Source organism: Klenkia brasiliensis, assembly GCF_900100695.1.
In the GTDB taxonomy this organism is placed as follows: Bacteria; Actinomycetota; Actinomycetes; order Mycobacteriales; family Geodermatophilaceae; genus Klenkia; species Klenkia brasiliensis.
Genome location: NZ_FNCF01000007.1, coordinates 79,411 through 96,157, shown reverse-complemented (window position 1 = coordinate 96,157; position 16,747 = coordinate 79,411). Strand labels below are relative to the sequence as shown.

Genomic DNA, 16,747 nt, shown 5'->3' with positions numbered 1-16,747 from the left:
ACCTGTTGATCATGGGGTTGTCGCCGGTGACCCGCCGCTGGCCGGCGTGTCCCCGAGCGACAACCCCATGATCACGTCCGGGGGCGGGAGAGGTCGCGGACGTCGGGCAGGCGGGTGAACCCGGCCGAGGCGTAGGCGGCGACGCCGCCGGTGTTGGCCGCGGGCGTGGCCACCCAGGCCTGCGACGACCCCGCGGACCGCAGCGCCGCCGCGGCCGCCCGGGTGATCGCCACGCCGTACCCGTGACCCCGGTGGTCGGGGTGGGCGCCCAGCGGCTCGACCAGCCCGGGGAGTCCCGGGTCGGCAGCCCACACGACGGCACCGGCCACCGCGCTGCCCGAGGCATCGTGCCCGAGCAGGCAGGTGGCGCGCTCCCACGCGGGACCTGCGGCCATCGTCGTCCAGCGGTCGGTCCTCGGTGCCCCGGCCATCCCGAAGGCGGCCTGGTGGACAGCGGTCCAGGCCTCGGCGCGGTCGGCCGTGACCACCTCCACGTCGATGCCCGGGTCCGGGACCGGGTCGGCCAGGTCGAGGACCAGCGGCGTCCACGGCTCGCCCGGCGTCCACCCGGCACCGGTCAGCCGGTCGTGCAGCACCGGCCAGGCGCGCACCTCGACGTCGGCCGGGGCCGCGTCCGTGCGCAGGTAGGCGTGCACGGCCCCGGCGAGCTCGGCGTCCTCCGCCGCGGCCGGGTCGACCGCCAACCGGACCACCTCCGGCCCGTCGTGGAACCCGACGGCCACCACCACGCCGTCCCGCCGCCAGGTGCGCACCGCGGCCGCCACGGCGTCGGGCCCGAGCCGCCAGGCTCAGCCGAGGTCCCCGACGTGCAGCGGCACCGGCTGCCCGGCCCGCGGCCACCCGACCATCGCCGCCAGCACGTCGGACAGGTCGTCCACCGCAGGGCGGTGCAGAGTCGCCACGGCTCCATCCCAGCGCGCTCGTCAACCGGGTTGACCCGCGCCGGCGCCCGTGTGTCCGCGTCATGGCATGGACCAGGTGGCGCTCGCGCGGGTCAACCAGCGAGCAGGCGGGCCTCCAGCTCGGGGGGCAGGCCGGGGAGGTCGCGACCGGGCGGAGGGGCCGGGCGGACGGCCTGCTGCTGCCACGCCCAGGTGTCGGCCACCGTGTCGTGCAGCGGCCGGCTGGGCAGCCCGAGCTGCCGCGCCCGCGCGGTGTCGACGTCCCAGGCGGTGACGGCGACGTCGGCCGGCAGCCAGAACGGCAGGTGCAGCCAGGGCTGCACGCCGGCGTCCAGCAGCGCGGCCTCATCGACGACGACCCACTCCGCGTCGCCGCCGGTGACCTCCCGGCAGGTGTCCAGCAGCCCGCCGAGGGTGGTCATCCCGGCCGGCCCGGTGGTGTTCACCGACCCCGACGCCTGCCCGCACACCTCGACCAGCCAGCCGGCCAGGTCGCGGGCGTCGACCAGCGCGATCGGCTGGTCGAGCGCGTCGGGGACGACGACCGGCCCGCCCGCGGCGATCCGCTCGAGCCACCAGCCCAGCCGGTGCAGCCGGTCGTGCGGGCCGGCCACCAGCCCCGCGCGGGCGGTCAGGAACCGGTCGCCGAACGCCGCGCCGAGCACGCGCTCGGCGTGCGCCTTGACCGGGCCGTACTCGTCGTCGTCGGTGTCCCAGGTCGGCTCGTCCTCCCCGCGCAGCGGCCCCGGCGGCCAGCCCCGGTAGGCGTTGAGGCTGGACACGAAGGCGTACCCGCGGGGGTCCAGCGCGGTGGCGTGCTCGGCGGCCGCGCGGGTCTGGCACGAGGTGTCGACCACGAGGTCGGGCGCCCACGCCAGCACGTCGGCCGGCAGCGGGTCGTCCCGGTCGGCCCGGAGGGCCCGGACGCCGTCCGGCGGGTGCCCGGAGACACCGCGGGTCAGAACGGCGACGTCGTGGCCGGCCGCGCGGGCCGCGTCCACCACGTGCCGGCCGAGGAAGTGGGTGCCGCCGAGCACGAGCAGTCGCATGCCCCCACCCTCCGGGCGCCCCCGGGCCGGCGTCCAGCCGGTTCGCCGACAGCCGATGCGTTGCGCGCGACCGAACGGGTAGGGGCTCCTCCGACGTGCACCCCACCAGGAAGAGGTCCGGCATGCCGGTCATGGCCATCATCGGAGCAGGACGCGGGCTGGGCGCGGAGACCGCCCGCAGGTTCGGCAAGGAGGGCTACGACATCGCGCTCGTGGCCCGCAACCAGCAGCGGGTGACCGACCTCGCGTCCGAGCTGTCGGGCGAGGGGATCACCGCGGGCGGGTTCGTCGCCGACGTCCGCGACCCCGACTCGATCACCCACACCCTGGACACGGTCAGCCAGGCCATGGGGCCGATCGAGGTGCTGCAGTACAGCCCGCTGCCGGACAAGACCTTCCTGCGCCCGCTGCTGGAGACCACCGCTGCCGACCTGGTCGGGCCGGTGGAGTTCTCGATCTACGGGCCGGTGGCCGCCGTCCGGCAGGTGCTCCCGGGCATGCGCTACCTGCCCGACGGCGCGAAGCCCTCGATCCTGTTCGTCAACGGCGGCTCGGCCGTCGTGCCCAACGCCGGCGTCGCCGGGACCAGCGTGGCCTTCGCCGGGCTGACCGCCTACGCGCAGATGCTGCACGAGGTGCTGGCCGACGAGGGCATCCACGTCGCGCAGCTGGTCATCCCCGGCGCGATGGTCGACGGCGACCCGGTGAAGGGCCCCGACGTGATGGCCGGCCACCTGTGGGACCTGCACACCGGCCGCAGCGACTTCCGCTTCCAGGTCGAGGGCTCCGACTAACCGGCGAGCACCGCCCCGTCGTCGGTGGGGCGGGCGGAGCCGCGCACGGTCGGCGTCCGCTCCCCCGCCTCGACCGCGATCGGCAACCGGTTCTCCGCCGGCGGGGTCGGGCAGGTGGCCAGGTCGGTGTAGGCGCAGGGCAGGTTGACCGCCCGGTTGAGGTCGACCTGCACGCCGCCGTCGGCCCCGGGCACCAGGTGCAGCGACCGGAAGGGGTACGTGGTGTCCCCCGACGTCGCGTCGGAGAACAGCACGGTCAGGTCGCCGTCGCCGTGGCCCGGGAAGGCGCGCAGCGCGTAGTCGGTGCCGTCGAGGGTGAACTCCACGGTGCCGGGGGCGTCGTAGACGTGCTCCACGCCCTCCAGGACGCCGGGGACCGTGGTCGGCTGCGGCGCCTCGAAGGGCACGAACCGGCCGGGCACCGACCAGCGCGGGTCGGCCGGGAAGGCGGGGGTGCCGGGGTGGGCGGCCAGCAGCGGGGAGCGGGGGTCGCGCACCCGGACGACGTAGCGGCCGCCGCGCTCGGCGACCTCGACGCCCACCTCGCCGGCCAGCAGCAGCCGGCTCTCCCGCAGCCCCAGCTCGCCGATGACGTGCTCGCCCTGCACGGGGGCGCCCTCGACCAGGAGCGTCTCGCCGTCGGCGAGGTCGACCACGACGCCGCGGGCGTCGGCCGACCAGCGACCGGGGGCGCCGGGGGCGGTGACGGGCTGCTCGCCCAGCCAGGTCAGCGAGGTGACGGCGAGGAAGCCGTGCGGGTCGGTGAGCCGCTCCTCGCGGTCCCGGTGCCAGGCGGCCCACTCGTCGGCGAAGGTCTGCTGCAGGGTGCTGGTCATGGCCTGCACAACCACACCGGGGCGCCGGGTAGTCCTCAGCCGGCGGTCTGGACCGGGATCTCCCCGGTGCGCAGTGCCGGGTGCCGGCCGGCGGCGGCGAGGACCGCGCGGGCGCTGCGGGCCGCCCCCGGCACCGACGCCATCCGCATCGCCCGGGCGCTGAACAGCGCCTCGGTGCCCGGCGGGACGACGAGCAGCTCCAGGTGCAGGTCGTCGGGTGCACAGGTCAGCCAGACCAGCTGCGGGTCACCGGTGGCGAACCCGCCCACCCGCACCAGCCGGTCACCCACGGCGAGCTTGCGCGGGACGGCGTGCCAGGTGGCGAAGGGGTAGGTGAAGCGGGTGACGTGCACGCCCCGGCGGGCGAGCGCGGCGACCAGCTCGGGCAGCTCGACGGCGAGGTCGGTCGAGCGGGGCCACCACGCGCCGTGCAGGCCGGGACCGGCGTCCGTGCGCAGGCTGACCCGCGCGTCGATGCCTCCGCGGAACCCCGGGAGCTCCTGCTCCCCGATCCACGCCGCCCGGTCGGCCACCGGCACCACCCCTCGCTCGAACCCCGTGTCGATCCCCCGACGGGTGAACGCTAGGACCGCCGCCTGTGCACCCGGCGCGGACACGCGGCGCCCCACCGGCCCCGCGCGCCCCACGGCCAGCCCTCACCGTGCGTGACCCCGCGCCTGCACCCGCTTCCTGTGCTCGGCGTCGGACGACGCGCAGGGCCCACTCCCGGTCGGGAGTGGGCCCTGGGCGTCGGGTGACGGCCGCGCGGGGCCGTCGGGGGGCGGTGGTTACTCGCCGACCTTGGGCTTCTTGTTCCGCTGGCGGCCGCGGACGGTCTGGTCGAGCTCGACCTTGCGGATGCGGACGACGGTGGGCGTGACCTCGACGCACTCGTCCTCGGCGCAGAACTCCAGCGCCTGCTCCAGGTTGAGCACGCGCGGCGGGATCAGCCGCTCGAGCTCCTCGGAGGTGGACTTGCGCATGTTGGTGAGCTTCTTCTCCTTGGTGATGTTCACGTCCATGTCGTCGGGACGGGAGTTCTCACCGACCAGCATGCCCTCGTAGACCTCCGAGCCCGGCTCGACCATCATCTGGCCGCGCTCCTGCAGGGAGAACATCGAGTAGGTGGTCGCCACGCCGGCGCGGTCGGCGACCAGCGAGCCGGTGGGCCGGGCACGCATCTCGCCCAGCCACGGCTCGTAGCCCTCGAGCACGTGGTTGAACACGCCGGTGCCGCGGGTCTCGGTCAGGAACTCGGTGCGGAACCCGATCAGCCCGCGCGAGGGGGCGACGTACTCCATCCGCGCCCAGCCGGTGTCGTGGTGCACCAGGTTCTCCAGCCGGCCCTTGCGGATGGCCAGCGCCTGGGTCAGCGTGCCGACGTACTCGCCGGGGGTGTCGATGGTGACCCGCTCGACCGGCTCGTGCAGCTTGCCGTCGATCATCTTGGTGACCACCTGCGGACGGCCGACCGTGAGCTCGAAGTCCTCGCGGCGCAGCTGCTCGACCAGGATCGCCAGCGCCAGCTCGCCGCGGCCCTGCATCTCCCAGGTGTCGGGGCGCTCGGTGGGCAGCATGCGCACCGAGACGTTGCCGACCAGCTCCTGGTCCAGCCGGTTCTTGATCAGGCGGGCGGTGACCTTCTTGCCCGACTTGCCCGACAGCGGCGAGGTGTTGATCCCGATGGTGATCGAGATGGAGGGCTCGTCGACGGTCAGGGCCGGCAGCGGGCGGGGGTCCTCGGGGTCGGCCAGGGTGTCGCCGATGCCGATGTCCTCGATGCCGGCGATGGCGACCAGGTCGCCGGGGCCGGCGCTGTCGGCCGGGGTGCGGGTGAGGCCCTCGGTCACCAGCAGCTCGGTGATCTTGACCCGGGTGATGGTGCCGTCGACCTTGCACCAGGCGACCTGCTGGCCGCGCTTCATCTCACCGGAGTGGATGCGCAGCAGCGCCAGGCGGCCGAGGAACGGCGAGGCGTCGAGGTTGGTGACCTGCGCGCGCAGGGGCTCCTCGGCGTCGTAGGTCGGGGCCGGGATGGTGTCCAGCAGGGTGGTGACCAGCGGGCCGAGGTCCGGGCTGTCGGGGACGGTGCCGTTCTCGGGCTTGGTCAGCGAGGCCTGGCCGGTGCGGCCGTTGCAGTAGACGATCGGGAACTCGAGGGTCTCCGCGGGCAGGCCGGCGTCCTCGAGCAGCTCCATGAACAGCTCGTAGCACTCGTCGACGACCTCCTCGATGCGGGCGTCGGCGCGGTCGGTCTTGTTGACCGCGAGGATGACCGGCATCCCCTTGCCCAGCGCCTTGCGCAGCACGAAGCGGGTCTGCGGCAGCGGGCCCTCGGAGGCGTCCACCAGCAGCACGACGCCGTCGACCATCGACAGGCCGCGCTCGACCTCCCCGCCGAAGTCGGCGTGGCCGGGGGTGTCGACGATGTTGACCACGACGGGGTTGCCGTCGGCGTCGGCCAGCCGGATGGCGGTGTTCTTGGCGAGGATGGTGATCCCGCGCTCGCGCTCCAGGTCCATGGAGTCCATGACCCGGTCCTGCGTGGAGTCGTTGTCGGTGCCCTCGCCCTTGGCGCGGCCGAGTGCGCCGGCCTGCCGGAGCAGCGCGTCCACGAGGGTCGTCTTGCCGTGGTCGACGTGGGCGACGATCGCCACGTTGCGCAGGTCGTTGCGGGTGGGCATGCGGAACAGCACCTCAGGAGCTCGGGGATGTCGCAGCGCCTCACGCCGCGGGGTCGCCGACCGGCGACCTTCCCATGGTAGGCGCTCCGGCGACCTCCCCCGGCGTGTGCGCGGTCACCCCTCCCCCGCGCGGGGTCCCCGGCGACCGGGACGGCGGGGCTCAGCGGTCGGCGACGCCGTAGGTGATCGCCGCGGCCACCACCGTCACGGTGCCCACGGCCAGCCACGCGGGCCAGCCCACGCCGATGGCCAGCACGTGCGCGAGCACGAACGCCACCAGGTAGACCGCGGCCAGCCCGGCGGTGACGGCCCAGCCGCGGCGGCGGCGCCACAGCCAGCCGGCGGCCACGCCGCCGGCGACGAACACCGCGCCGCCCAGGGCCCGGACGCCGGTGCCCTGCGCGATCGCGAAACCGGCGGCCAGGCCGACGGCGACCGGCAGCGCGCTGGGCAGGGAGGTGCGGACCGGGGTGGACGTCGTCATGGCTCCAGTGTCCCCGGATCAGCCGGCCGCGTCCTCGACGGCCGTGCGCAGGCCGTCGGCGGACAGGTCGGACAGCTGCGTGCCGTCGACGAAGACGGTGGGGGTGCCGGTCACGCCGTCCTTCGAGGCCTGGTCGGTGGCGTCCTTGACCCAGTCGCCGTAGACCAGGTCGCGGATGTCGGTGGCGACGTCCTCGCCGGTGGCCCCGGCCTGCTCGGCGTAGGAGACCAGCTGGTCGTCGGTGAGCCCGCTGCCGGTCTGCTCGTCGGGCTGGTTGGCGTAGAGCAGGTCGTGGAACTGCTGGTAGGCCGCCGTCCCCGCGTCGGAGGCGACCACGGCCGCGGCGTTGAGCGCGCGGGTGGAGTAGTCGTCGTTGCGCGAGGAGTCCAGGAACGCCATGCCGTGGTAGACGATCGTCACGGCGCCGGACTGCTGCAGCTGCTCCAGCGTCGAGCCCGCCGCGTCCTCGAAGGCCTTGCAGTTGGGGCACTGGAAGTCCTCGTAGACGTCCACGGTGACCGGGCCGGTGCCCACGGAGAACGTGTAGCCGTTGCCGCCGGCCGACAGGTTGCCCGGGCTGGCCGCGTCGGCGGCGGTCGACGTCCGGCCGGTCTGCACCACGATCGCCACGACGACGGCCACCACCACGACCACCGCGGCCACCACCCCGCCGACGACGGTGCGGCGGCGGCGCTGCTCGGCGGCCCGGGCGGCGGCCTCCGCGGCGCGCTTGGCGGCGATCCGCTGCCGGGCGGCTTCCTTCTTCGTCGACGTGCTCATGGGGTGGCGGGCTCCAGACGGGAGGCGAGGGCGAGACGGGAGTGCGGCCACCGGGCCAGCGCGAGGGCGACCAGCAGCAGCGCGGTGTCGCGGAGGGTCTCCGACAGGTAGCGGGTCTCCCCCGCGGCCACCTGGCCACCGCCGCCGAAGCAGCCGCAGTCGATCTGCAGGCCACGGGCCCAGGCCGACACGATGCCGACGAGGAAGACCACCATCAGCACCGCGGTGGCCACCGCGGCCGCGCGCACCAGCACGCCGGCCAGCAGCGCCAGCCCGACGACCACCTCGACCGCGGGCAGCCCGAAGGCCACCGGCGCGACGAGCGGCTCGGGCAGCAGCTGGTAGGCGCGAACCGCGCGCACGGCGGCGGCCGGGTCGGGGAACTTCAGCGCGCCGGCCACGACGAGGACGCCGCCCAGCAGCAGCCGGGCGGCCGTCGCCAGCCAGGGGCGCACCTCGTCGGACCGCACGGGGGCACTGTCGTCCGCGGACCCCCCGGAGTTCCTGGGAACGGGCTCAGAGTCCGCTGGCGAACTCCCGGACGCGGGCTGCGAACCGCTCCGGCCGGCGCAGGTGCGGGTGGTGGCCGAGGTCGGCGCCGTCGTCGTCGGTCCAGTGCTCGACGGTCGCGGTGGGGACGCGGGCGGTCAGCCAGGCGGCGTAGTCCGGGCCCGGGTCCAGGCCGTGCAGCGACAGCACCGGCACGGTGACCGCGGCCGCCGTCCGCTCGACGAAGGCGTCCAGCTCGGCCGGCGACCAGTCCAGCAGCGGGGTCCAGATGCCGGTCACGACGTCCTGCCGGGGACGGCGGCGCACGGCGAGCGCGGCGGCCTCGACGTCGGGCGTGCCGCCCTGCATGGAGGCGAACATCGCCGTCATGAAGCCCTCGAACTCCGCACCCGACCCGCGCAGCAGCGGCGCGGCCTGCTGCACGCCGGCCTGCAGCCCGCCCAGGGCCAGCGGCTGGTCGACGTCGACGACGCCGCGGGTGGTGTGCCGGGCGGCGACGACCACCGCGAGCAGGCCGCCGAGGGAGTGCCCGACCACCAGCGGCGGCTCGTCCCCGAAGGTGGCGGCGACGTCGTCGGCCATGTCCTCGAGGTCGTAGCCCCCGCCGTCCGGCGAGGCGCCGTGGCCGCGCAGGTCGACGGTGGTGACCGTGGCCCACGGGGTGAGCAGCGGGACCACCGGCGCCCAGAACGAGGCGTCCTCGGTGATGCCGTGCAGCAGGACGAGCGGGGGGCCGGAGCCCTCCGTGGTGGTGGCGAGGTCGACGGTCACGCCGCGCATCGTGCCCGACGCACAGGAGCCCCGGTACCGCTTCGGGTACCGGGGCTCCTGGGGAGTGCGGATCAGGCGGTGCGGAGCACGGCCTCGATCTCGAGCTCGACGGAGATCTTGTCGCCGACGACGACGCCGCCGCCGTCCATCGGCATGTCGATGTCGACGCCGAACTCCTTGCGGGAGATGTCGGTCTTGGCCGAGAAGCCCGCGCGGGTGCCGCCGTAGGCGTCCGGCCCGAAGCCGTTGAGCTCCAGCTCCAGGGTGGTGGGCTTGGTGATGCCCTTGATGGTGAGGTCGCCCTCGACGGTCCAGTCGTCGCCCTTGGCCTTGATGGCGGTGGAGCGGAAGGTCATGACCGTGTGGTTGCCGGTGTCGAAGAAGTCGGCGCTCTTGATGTGGGCGTCGCGCTGCTCCTGGCGGGTGTCGATCGAGTCCATGTCGATGGTGGCCTCGACGGTGGACTCGGCCGGGTTCTCGGCCGTGACGAGCACGCCCTCGAACTTGGTGAAGTACCCGCGCACCTTGCTGACCATCATGTGGCGGACGGAGAACCCGACCGTCGAGTGGGCGGCGTCGATGTCCCAGGTGCCGGCCAGGTAGCCGGGGATCTGCGTGCTGGTCATGGTGACCTCCGAAGTCGTTGAACGCTTGACTGCTGCGCTGGACCGTAGCGTAGTTGAAGGCTTGAGCATTCCGCTAGTACCCTTCTGGGCATGTCCGAGCAGGAATCCGTGCCGCAGCCGACCCGCTGGCTCTCCGCCGAGGAGCAGCATGCCTGGCGGGCCTGGCTCTACAGCACCCTCCTCCTGCAGGACCGCCTCGACCGGGACCTCACCCGGGCCACCGGCATCTCCCATGCCTACTACGAGATCCTGGTGCAGCTCTCGGAGACCCCTGGCCGGGCGCTGCGGATGAGCGACCTCGCCGACCGCTGCCTGTCCTCCCGCAGCCGGCTCTCCCACGCGGTCTCCCGCCTGGAGGAGCGCGGCTGGGTGCGCCGGCAGGTCTGCGAGGACGACGGCCGCGGCCAGCTCGCCGTCCTCACCGACGAGGGGTTCGCCGCCCTCGAGCAGGCCGCTCCGGTGCACGTGGAGAGCGTGCGCACCCACCTGTTCGACCAGCTCACCCCCGAGCAGGTGCGCGCCCTGCAGGACATCGGCCAGACCCTGCAGGCGCACCTCTCCCCGCCGCGCTGACCCCTAGCGGAACCACTTGTCGGGCGTGATCGGCAGGTCGCGCACCCGCCGCCCGGTGGCGTGCCAGTAGGCGTTGCCGATGGCCGCGGCCGACCCCACGATGCCGATCTCGCCGATGCCCTTGGCGCCCAGCGGGTTGTGCGCGTCGTCGACCTCGTCCACCCAGGCGATGTCCACCTCGCCGACGTCGGCGTTGGCCGCGATGTGGTACTCGGCCAGGTCGTGGTTGGCGTAGTGCCCCCGGCGCTCGTCGAGCACGGACTCCTCGTGCAGCGCCATCGACAGGCCCATGGTCATCCCGCCGAGCAGCTGCGAGCGCGCCGTCACCGTGTTGATGACCCGGCCGACCGCGAACACCCCGGTCATCCGGGGCACCCGGACCTCGCCGGTGTCGCGGTCGACCCGGACCTCGGCGAAGTGCGCGCCGAAGGCGTGGCTGGACAGCTGCTCGGCCTCGTCGCCGGGGCCCGAGGAGCCGGTGACGGTGACGCCGTCGGCCGGCACCTGGCCGCCGAACCGGTCGTGCAGCTCCTGCGCCGCGGCCATGATCGCCGGGCCCCAGGACGTGATGCCGGTGGACCCGCCCGCGCCCGAGGCCTGGGGCAGCCGGCTGTCGCCGATCCGCAGCCGCACCTGGTCCATCGGCACGCCGAGGGCGTCGGCGGCGATCTGGGTCAGCGTGGTCCAGGCGCCGGTGCCGATGTCGGAGGCGTCGATGGACACGACGTAGGGCTTGCCGGCGACGGCCTCGATCCGGGCCTGCGAGGGACGGCGGCGGGTCGGGTAGGTCGCCGCGGCCACCCCGGTGCCGACCAGCCAGCGGCCGTCCTCCCGGACGCCGGGGCGGTGGTCGCGGCCGGCCCAGCCGAAGCGCTCCGCGCCCTGCGTCAGGCAGGCCACCAGGTTGCGGGTGCTCCACGGGACGTCGCGCTCGGGGTCGCGGTCGGGCTCGTTGCGCAGCCGCAGCTCTACCGGGTCCATGCCCAGCTCGGCCGCCAGCTCGTCCATCGCCGACTCCAGCGCGTACATGCCCGGCGCCTCCCCCGGCGCCCGCATGATCGTCGGCGCGGGGACGTCGAGCTTGGCCAGCCGGTGCGTGGTCCGGCGGGCGGGCGCGGAGTACATCAGCCGGGTGGCCGTGGCCGTCTGCTCGGCGAACTCGGCGTTCTGCGAGGTGTGCTCCACGACCTCGTGGCTGATCGCGGTCAGCGTGCCGTCGGGCCGCGCCCCCAGCCGCAGCCGCTGGATGGTCGGCGTGCGGTGGCCGACCAGGCTGAACATCTGCTGCCGGGTGAGCTCGAGCTTCACCGTGCGCCCGGTGACCTTGGCCGCCATCCCGGCCAGCAGCTGGTGCACGTGGGTGTAGGCCTTCGACCCGAAGGCCCCGCCGACGTAGGGCGAGGTGATGTGCAGCTGGTCCTCGGTGATCCCGAACGCCTCGGTGATCACCGGCACCAGGTTGTGCGGGCCCTGGTTGGCGTCCCACATGCGCAGCACGTCGCCGTCCCACCGGGCCACCGTCGCGTGCATCTCGATCGGGTTGTTGTGCTGGTTGGGCGTCTCGTAGACGACGTCGACCGTCACGGGCGCCTCGGCCAGGGCCGCGTCGACGTCCCCGATCACCGAGTCGGTCTCGAACCCGGCCATCAGCTGCTCCGGCGGGTACAGGTCGTCGCGGTCGACCGACAGGACGACGTCCGGGTCGGCCGACTCGTAGTCCACCCGCACCCGGCCGACGGCGTCCCGGGCGACCTCCGAGGTCTCGGCGACCACGACGGCCACCGGCTCGCCGGCGTACTGCACGACCGGCGACTGCAGCACCAGGATCTCCTCGGCGACGTCACCGAGCCGGGGTGCGTTCTCGTGCGTGAGGACGGCGAGGACCCCGGGCACGGCCTCGGCCGCCGACGCGTCGATCGAGGTGACCCGGCCGCGGGCGACCGGCGACTGCACGATCGCGACGAAGACCGACTGGGCGCCCAGCTCGTGCTCGTAGGCGTAGGGGACGCGGCCGCGGACCTTGTCCGGGCCGTCGATGCGGCGGACGTCGGACCCGACGGCGCGCTCGGTGGTGGTCATGCGCGGGCCTCCGCGGAGATCTGGAGCAGCGTGCGGACGAGGGTGCTGGTGGCCATCGGGACCTTGAAGGCGTTGTCGGGCAGCGGGTGGGCCGCGGCGAGCTCCGCCTCGGCGGCGGCGGTGAACGCCTCCTCGGTGGCCGGGCCACCGCGCAGCGCGTCCTCGGCGACGGTGGCCCGCCACGGCGCGTGCGCCACGCCGCCCAGCGCGATGCGGACGTCGCGGACGGTCGAGCCGTCCAGGTCCATCGCGGCGGCGACGCTGATCAGTGCGAAGGCGTAGGAGGCCCGGTCGCGGACCTTGCGGTAGCGGGAGCGCACCGCCCACGGCAGGCCGGGGACGTCGATCGCGGTGATCAGCTCGCCGTGGGCCAGGGTGGTGTCCCGCGCGGGGTCCTCGCCGGGGAGCCGGTGCAGGTCGGCCATCGCCACGGTGCGCTCGCCGTCGCGCCCGAGCACCCGCACCTCGGCGTCCAGCGCGCGCAGCGCGACGGCCAGGTCGGAGGGGTGGGTGGCCACGCAGGTGTGCGGGGAGTCCGGACCCTCGTCGGTGGCGCCGAGGACGGCGTGGTTGCGGTGCAGCCCGGTGACCGCGCCGCAGCCCGAGCCGGGGGCGCGCTTGTTGCAGGGCTGGGTGGTGTCGGTGAAGTAGGTGCAGCGGGTGCGCTGCAGCAGGTTGCCCCCGGTGGTGGCGCGGTTGCGCAGCTGCCCGGAGGCGCCGGCCAGCAGCGCCTGGGCCAGCAGCGGGTAGCGCTGCCGCACCCGCAGGTCGGCGGCGAGGTCGGCGTTGGGCACCGCGGCACCGATCCGCAGGCCGCCGTCGGGCAGCTCCTCGACCTGGTCCGAGGTCAGCCGGCGGACGTCGACGAGCACGTCGGGGGTGGCCACCCCGAGGCGCATCAGGTCGACCAGGTTGGTGCCGCCGCCCAGGTAGGCGCCCTCGGGCGCGTCGGCGAGCAGCGCGACCGCGCCGGCCGGGTCGGTGGCCTTCTCGTACCGGAACTCCCTCACGCCCGGACCCCCTGCGCCGCGGCGACGTCGGCGACCGCGGGGACGATGTTCGCGTAGGCGGCGCAGCGGCACAGGTTGCCGCTCATCCGCTCCCGGATCTCGGCGTCGGTGAGCTCGGTGCGCTCGGCGGTGAGGTCCTCGGTGACCGCGCTCGGCCAGCCCTGCGCGGCCTCGGCCAGCACGCCCGCGGCGGAGGTGATCTGGCCGGGGGTGCAGTAGCCGCACTGGTAGGCGTCGTGGTCGACGAAGGCCTCGTGCAGGGCGTGCGGCCCGTCGGCGGCCAGCCCGTCCGACGTGGTCACCTCCTGGTCCTCGGCGGTCACCGCCAGCACCAGGCAGCTGTTCACCCGCCGCCCGTCCAGCAGCACGGTGCAGGCGCCGCACTGGCCGTGGTCGCAGCCCTTCTTGGCGCTGGTGGTGCCCAGCCGCTCGCGCAGCGCGTCGAGCAACGAGGTGCGGGTGTCCACGGTGAGCGCCGAGCGCTCGCCGTCGACCTGGAGGGTGATCTGGTGGTCCACAACGGGTCGTTGCCCCGCGCGACGCGTCGCCAACCCCTAGGCGAGGTCCTCCGGGGGCGCGGGCCAGCCGAGGCCCACGCCGTCCAGCGGGGCGCGGAAGTCCGCCGGCCGCTTCTCCAGGAACGACGCGACGCCCTCGGCGGCGTCCGGCCCGGACCCCAGCTCGACCAGGGCGCGGGACTCGGCGCGGTGCGCGTCCCAGGGGCTGGGCGCCGACAGCATCGACCAGAGCAGCTGCCGGCTGGTGGCCACCGAGACCCCCGACGTGTGGTCGGCGATCTCGTGCGCGATGCCGTAGGCGGTGCCCAGCAGCTCGTCGTCGGGGACGACGCGGGACACCAACCGGCCGCGCAGCGCCTCCTCGGCACCGAACACCCGGCCGGTGGCCACCCACTCCATCGCCTGGCTGATGCCGACCACCCGCGGCAGGAACCAGCTGGACGCGGCCTCCGGGACGATGCCGCGGCGGGTGAAGACGAACCCGAACCGGGCGGTGTCCGAGGCGATCCGGATGTCCATCGGCAGGGTCATCGTGGCGCCGATGCCGACCGCCGCACCCCGGATCGCGGCGATCACCGGCTTGCGCAGCGCCGCGAAGGGCAGCGCGCCGATGGCGCCCCAGTCGCGGGCCACCCCGTCGATGGTGCCGGCGTCGGCGGCCTGCGCGCTGCGGTCGAAGGTGCCCGCACCGGCGAGGTCGGCGCCGACGCAGAAGTCCTTGCCCGCGCCGGTCACCACCAGCACCCGGACGGCGTCGTCGGCGTCGGCCACCGCGGCGACCTCGGCCAGCTCGCGCGCCATCACCGTGGTGTAGGCGTTGCGGCGCTCCGGGCGGTCCAGGGTCAGCGTCGCGACCCCGCCGTCCACGGCGTAGGAGACCTGCTGCCAGTCGCTCACGACAGCGCCCCGGCGAGCACGAGCCCGGCGACGACGTCCTGGTGCTCGGCGGTGTCGCCCAGCAGCAGCCGGTCGACCTTGGCCCGCCGCCAGTACAGGTGCGCGTCGTGCTCCCAGGTGAACCCGGTGCCGCCGTGCACCTGGATGCAGGTCTCGGCGGCCCGCTCGAGGGTCTCGGCGGCGAACGCGCCGGCCGACGCGGCGGCCAGCGGCAGCTCGCCCGGAGCGGCATCGGCGGCCCAGGCCGCCCACCAGACCAGCGACCGCAGCTGCTCGACGCCGACCCAGGCGTCGACCAGGGCGTGCTTGACCGCCTGGTAGGAGCCGATCGCCCGGCCGAAGGCCTCCCGTTCCCGGGCGTAGCCGACCCCGACCTCGACGGCCCGGGCGGCGGTGCCGAGGTCCTCGGCGGCCAGCGCGACGACGGCGACGTCCCGGGCCCGCGCCCAGCGCTCGGCCGCGTCGGGCACGAGCACCCGGGTGCCGGTCAGGGTGACCACGCCGAGGCCCCGGGTGGCGTCCATCGGCTGGCCGGTGACCACGTCGCCCCCGCCCACCACCAGGTCGCCGTCGACCAGGGCGAGGAAGGTGTCGGCCCCGACGGCGTCCAGGGCGGGGTGGTCGCCGTCGACGACGCAGAACGCGCGCGACCCGTCGGCCAGCGCCGCGGCCAGGTCGGGCTGGTCGGCGAGCAGGACGGCGGCCCGGGCGGCGGTGACCAGCGACGGCCCGGCGAGGACGGCGCCGGCCTGCTCGGCGACCACGGCCAGGTCGAGCACCGACCCGCCCGCCCCGCCCGCGGCCTCGGGGACGGTGATGCCGAGGAAGCCGATGCCCGCCAGCGCCGGCCGGCCGGGGGCCAGCGGCCCGCCCTCCAGCGCGGCACGGGCCCGGGCCGGGCCCGCCTCGCCGTCGAAGAACTGCCGGGCGCCGGCGGCGGCGTCGAGCTGGTCGGTGTCGAGGTCGAAGTTCACGCCCGGCTCCCGGTGGCGTGGAAGGGGCGGTGCTTGTCCTCGCGGGGCTCCGGCGGCAGGCCGAGCACCCGCTCGCCGACGATGTTGCGCAGCACCTCGTCGGTGCCGCCGGCGATCGCGATGCCCGGCAGCCAGGCCTGGTTGCGCTGCCACCGGCCGGCGTCGTCGTCCCCCGGGCCGACGGCGAAGACGGCGTCGTCCCCGAGCAGCCGGACCCCGGCGTCGGCGACGAGCTTCGCCGCGGCCGTGCCGGCGAGCTTGCCGGCGCTGGCCTCGGGCCCGGGCAGGCCGCCTTGGCTGATCGCGGTGAGCCGGCGGTAGCCGGTGTACCGGTTGGCCAGCGCGGCGACGGCGGCCCGGCCCAGCGCCTGCCGGGCCAGCACCTGCCGGTCGGCGGGCAGCCCGGGGAGCCGGTCGGCGGCCAGCCGGGCCAGCGCCTCGACCGACAGGCCGAGGTCGTTGCCGCCGCCGCCGACCGCGACCCGCTCGTTGAGCAGGGTGGTCAGCGCGACCCGCCAGCCCTCGCCGGGCTCGCCGAGCCGCTCGCCGTCGGGGATGCGGACGTCGTCGAGGAACACCTCGTTGAAGTCCGACTGGCCACCCATCTGGCGCAACGGCCGCACCGTCACCCCGGGGGCGTGCATGTCGAGGACGAACATGGTCAGCCCGGCGTGCTTGGGCCGCCCGGGGTCGGTGCGGGCCAGCAGGATGCCGAAGTCGGCGACGTGAGCCAGCGTCGTCCAGACCTTCTGGCCGTTGACCACCCAGTCCTCGCCGTCGCGCACGGCGGTGGTGCGCAGCGCGGCGAGGTCCGAGCCGCTGGCCGGCTCGCTGAACAGCTGGCACCACACGTCGTCGGCGCGCAGCAGCCGCGCCAGGTACCTCTCGTGCTGCTCGGGGGTGCCGTGCGCGATGACGGTGGGTCCGCACATGCCGATGCCGATGTGGTTGATCAGGCTGGGCACCCGGGCGCGGGCCAGCTCCTGCCCGACGATCGCCTGCTGGGCGAGGCTGCCGCCCTGCCCGCCGTGCTCGGCGGCCCACGCGACCCCGACGAGACCCGCCTCGGCCAGCACGCGCTGGGTGCGGCGCAGCGCCTGCTCCTGCTCGCGCGGGTCGGCGGCCTCCTCCCCGGCGTCGAGGTGCACGAGCTCGTCGGCGTGCTCGGCCAGCGCGGCCCGCACGCGGGCCCGGTAGGCGGCCTCGTCGGGGGTGTCGTCGAAGTCCACGGGGTGGCAC

18 protein-coding genes are annotated in these 16,747 nt (G+C 75.1%); 2 read left to right on the top strand and 16 right to left on the bottom strand.

Annotation, left to right across the window (positions count from 1 at the left end):
• Positions 1-71: 71 nt before the first annotated feature.
• Both BLT39_RS19230 and BLT39_RS19225 read right to left on the bottom strand, forming a co-directional pair.
• A complete protein-coding gene (locus BLT39_RS19230; protein WP_207508181.1) occupies positions 72-773 on the bottom strand; it encodes a GNAT family N-acetyltransferase in 702 nt (233 codons plus the stop codon).
• Between the two features lie 242 nt (positions 774-1,015).
• Positions 1,016-1,972: a Rossmann-fold NAD(P)-binding domain-containing protein gene (locus BLT39_RS19225; protein WP_091067811.1), complete on the bottom strand. Its 957-nt coding sequence runs from the start codon at positions 1,970-1,972 to the stop codon at positions 1,016-1,018.
• A 131-nt stretch (positions 1,973-2,103) separates the two neighbouring features.
• On the opposite strand from BLT39_RS19225, the gene BLT39_RS19220 reads away from it, so the two are divergent.
• On the top strand, positions 2,104-2,766 hold the full coding sequence (locus tag BLT39_RS19220) for an SDR family NAD(P)-dependent oxidoreductase (protein ID WP_242658553.1): 663 nt from the start codon (positions 2,104-2,106) through the stop codon (positions 2,764-2,766).
• Here the strand turns inward: BLT39_RS19220 and BLT39_RS19215 are convergent.
• From BLT39_RS19215 to BLT39_RS19180, 8 genes are all read right to left on the bottom strand, one after another.
• Entirely contained in the window at positions 2,763-3,602 is an 840-nt protein-coding gene (locus BLT39_RS19215; protein ID WP_091068105.1) for a DUF1684 domain-containing protein, read from the bottom strand. The two genes, BLT39_RS19220 and BLT39_RS19215, sit on opposite strands and share 4 nt — an antisense overlap.
• A 35-nt stretch (positions 3,603-3,637) precedes the next feature.
• Positions 3,638-4,135: a DUF5994 family protein gene (locus BLT39_RS19210; protein ID WP_242658552.1), complete on the bottom strand. Its 498-nt coding sequence runs from the start codon at positions 4,133-4,135 to the stop codon at positions 3,638-3,640.
• Positions 4,136-4,390: 255 nt separating this feature from the next.
• Entirely contained in the window at positions 4,391-6,286 is a 1,896-nt protein-coding gene (gene typA / locus BLT39_RS19205) for a translational GTPase TypA (protein WP_091068097.1), read from the bottom strand.
• A 160-nt stretch (positions 6,287-6,446) separates the two neighbouring features.
• Complete coding sequence (locus BLT39_RS19200; RefSeq protein ID WP_091067805.1) at positions 6,447-6,770, bottom strand: hypothetical protein; 324 nt, start codon at positions 6,768-6,770, stop codon at positions 6,447-6,449.
• An 18-nt stretch (positions 6,771-6,788) separates the two neighbouring features.
• Positions 6,789-7,550 carry a DsbA family protein gene (locus BLT39_RS19195; RefSeq protein ID WP_091067802.1) on the bottom strand — a complete coding sequence of 254 codons (762 nt, stop codon included), beginning with the start codon at positions 7,548-7,550 and terminating at the stop codon, positions 6,789-6,791.
• On the bottom strand, positions 7,547-8,020 hold the full coding sequence (locus BLT39_RS19190) for a MauE/DoxX family redox-associated membrane protein (protein WP_091067799.1): 474 nt from the start codon (positions 8,018-8,020) through the stop codon (positions 7,547-7,549). Before BLT39_RS19190 ends, BLT39_RS19195 begins: the two co-directional genes overlap by 4 nt.
• Positions 8,021-8,066: 46 nt before the next feature.
• A complete protein-coding gene (locus tag BLT39_RS19185; protein ID WP_165640336.1) occupies positions 8,067-8,831 on the bottom strand; it encodes an alpha/beta fold hydrolase in 765 nt (254 codons plus the stop codon).
• A gap of 71 nt (positions 8,832-8,902) precedes the next feature.
• Entirely contained in the window at positions 8,903-9,457 is a 555-nt protein-coding gene (locus BLT39_RS19180) for a YceI family protein (RefSeq protein ID WP_091067792.1), read from the bottom strand.
• Between the two features lie 90 nt (positions 9,458-9,547).
• Between BLT39_RS19180 and BLT39_RS19175 the strand changes: the two genes are divergently transcribed.
• Positions 9,548-10,030, top strand: coding sequence for a MarR family winged helix-turn-helix transcriptional regulator (locus BLT39_RS19175; RefSeq protein ID WP_207508179.1), 483 nt, complete (start codon positions 9,548-9,550; stop codon positions 10,028-10,030).
• Positions 10,031-10,033: 3 nt separating this feature from the next.
• Here the strand turns inward: BLT39_RS19175 and BLT39_RS19170 are convergent, their stop codons facing one another.
• From BLT39_RS19170 to BLT39_RS19145, 6 genes are read right to left on the bottom strand one after another with little or no spacing between them, the layout of a single operon-like run.
• Positions 10,034-12,109 (bottom strand): xanthine dehydrogenase family protein molybdopterin-binding subunit, encoded by a 2,076-nt coding sequence (locus BLT39_RS19170; RefSeq protein WP_091067785.1) that lies wholly within the window; start codon positions 12,107-12,109, stop codon positions 10,034-10,036.
• Positions 12,106-13,119 (bottom strand): FAD binding domain-containing protein, encoded by a 1,014-nt coding sequence (locus BLT39_RS19165; RefSeq protein ID WP_091067782.1) that lies wholly within the window; start codon positions 13,117-13,119, stop codon positions 12,106-12,108. The genes BLT39_RS19170 and BLT39_RS19165 overlap by 4 nt, the downstream gene beginning before the upstream one ends.
• The gene (locus BLT39_RS19160) at positions 13,116-13,637 is read right to left on the bottom strand and encodes a 2Fe-2S iron-sulfur cluster-binding protein (RefSeq protein ID WP_091067778.1); all 522 of its coding nucleotides are present in this window, start codon (positions 13,635-13,637) and stop codon (positions 13,116-13,118) included. The genes BLT39_RS19165 and BLT39_RS19160 overlap by 4 nt, the downstream gene beginning before the upstream one ends.
• A gap of 36 nt (positions 13,638-13,673) precedes the next feature.
• On the bottom strand, positions 13,674-14,534 hold the full coding sequence (locus BLT39_RS19155) for an enoyl-CoA hydratase-related protein (RefSeq protein WP_091067776.1): 861 nt from the start codon (positions 14,532-14,534) through the stop codon (positions 13,674-13,676).
• Complete coding sequence (locus BLT39_RS19150; protein WP_091067772.1) at positions 14,531-15,508, bottom strand: acyl-CoA dehydrogenase family protein; 978 nt, start codon at positions 15,506-15,508, stop codon at positions 14,531-14,533. Before BLT39_RS19150 ends, BLT39_RS19155 begins: the two co-directional genes overlap by 4 nt.
• Complete coding sequence (locus BLT39_RS19145) at positions 15,505-16,737, bottom strand: acyl-CoA dehydrogenase family protein (protein WP_091067767.1); 1,233 nt, start codon at positions 16,735-16,737, stop codon at positions 15,505-15,507. Before BLT39_RS19145 ends, BLT39_RS19150 begins: the two co-directional genes overlap by 4 nt.
• Positions 16,738-16,747 lie beyond the last annotated feature (10 nt).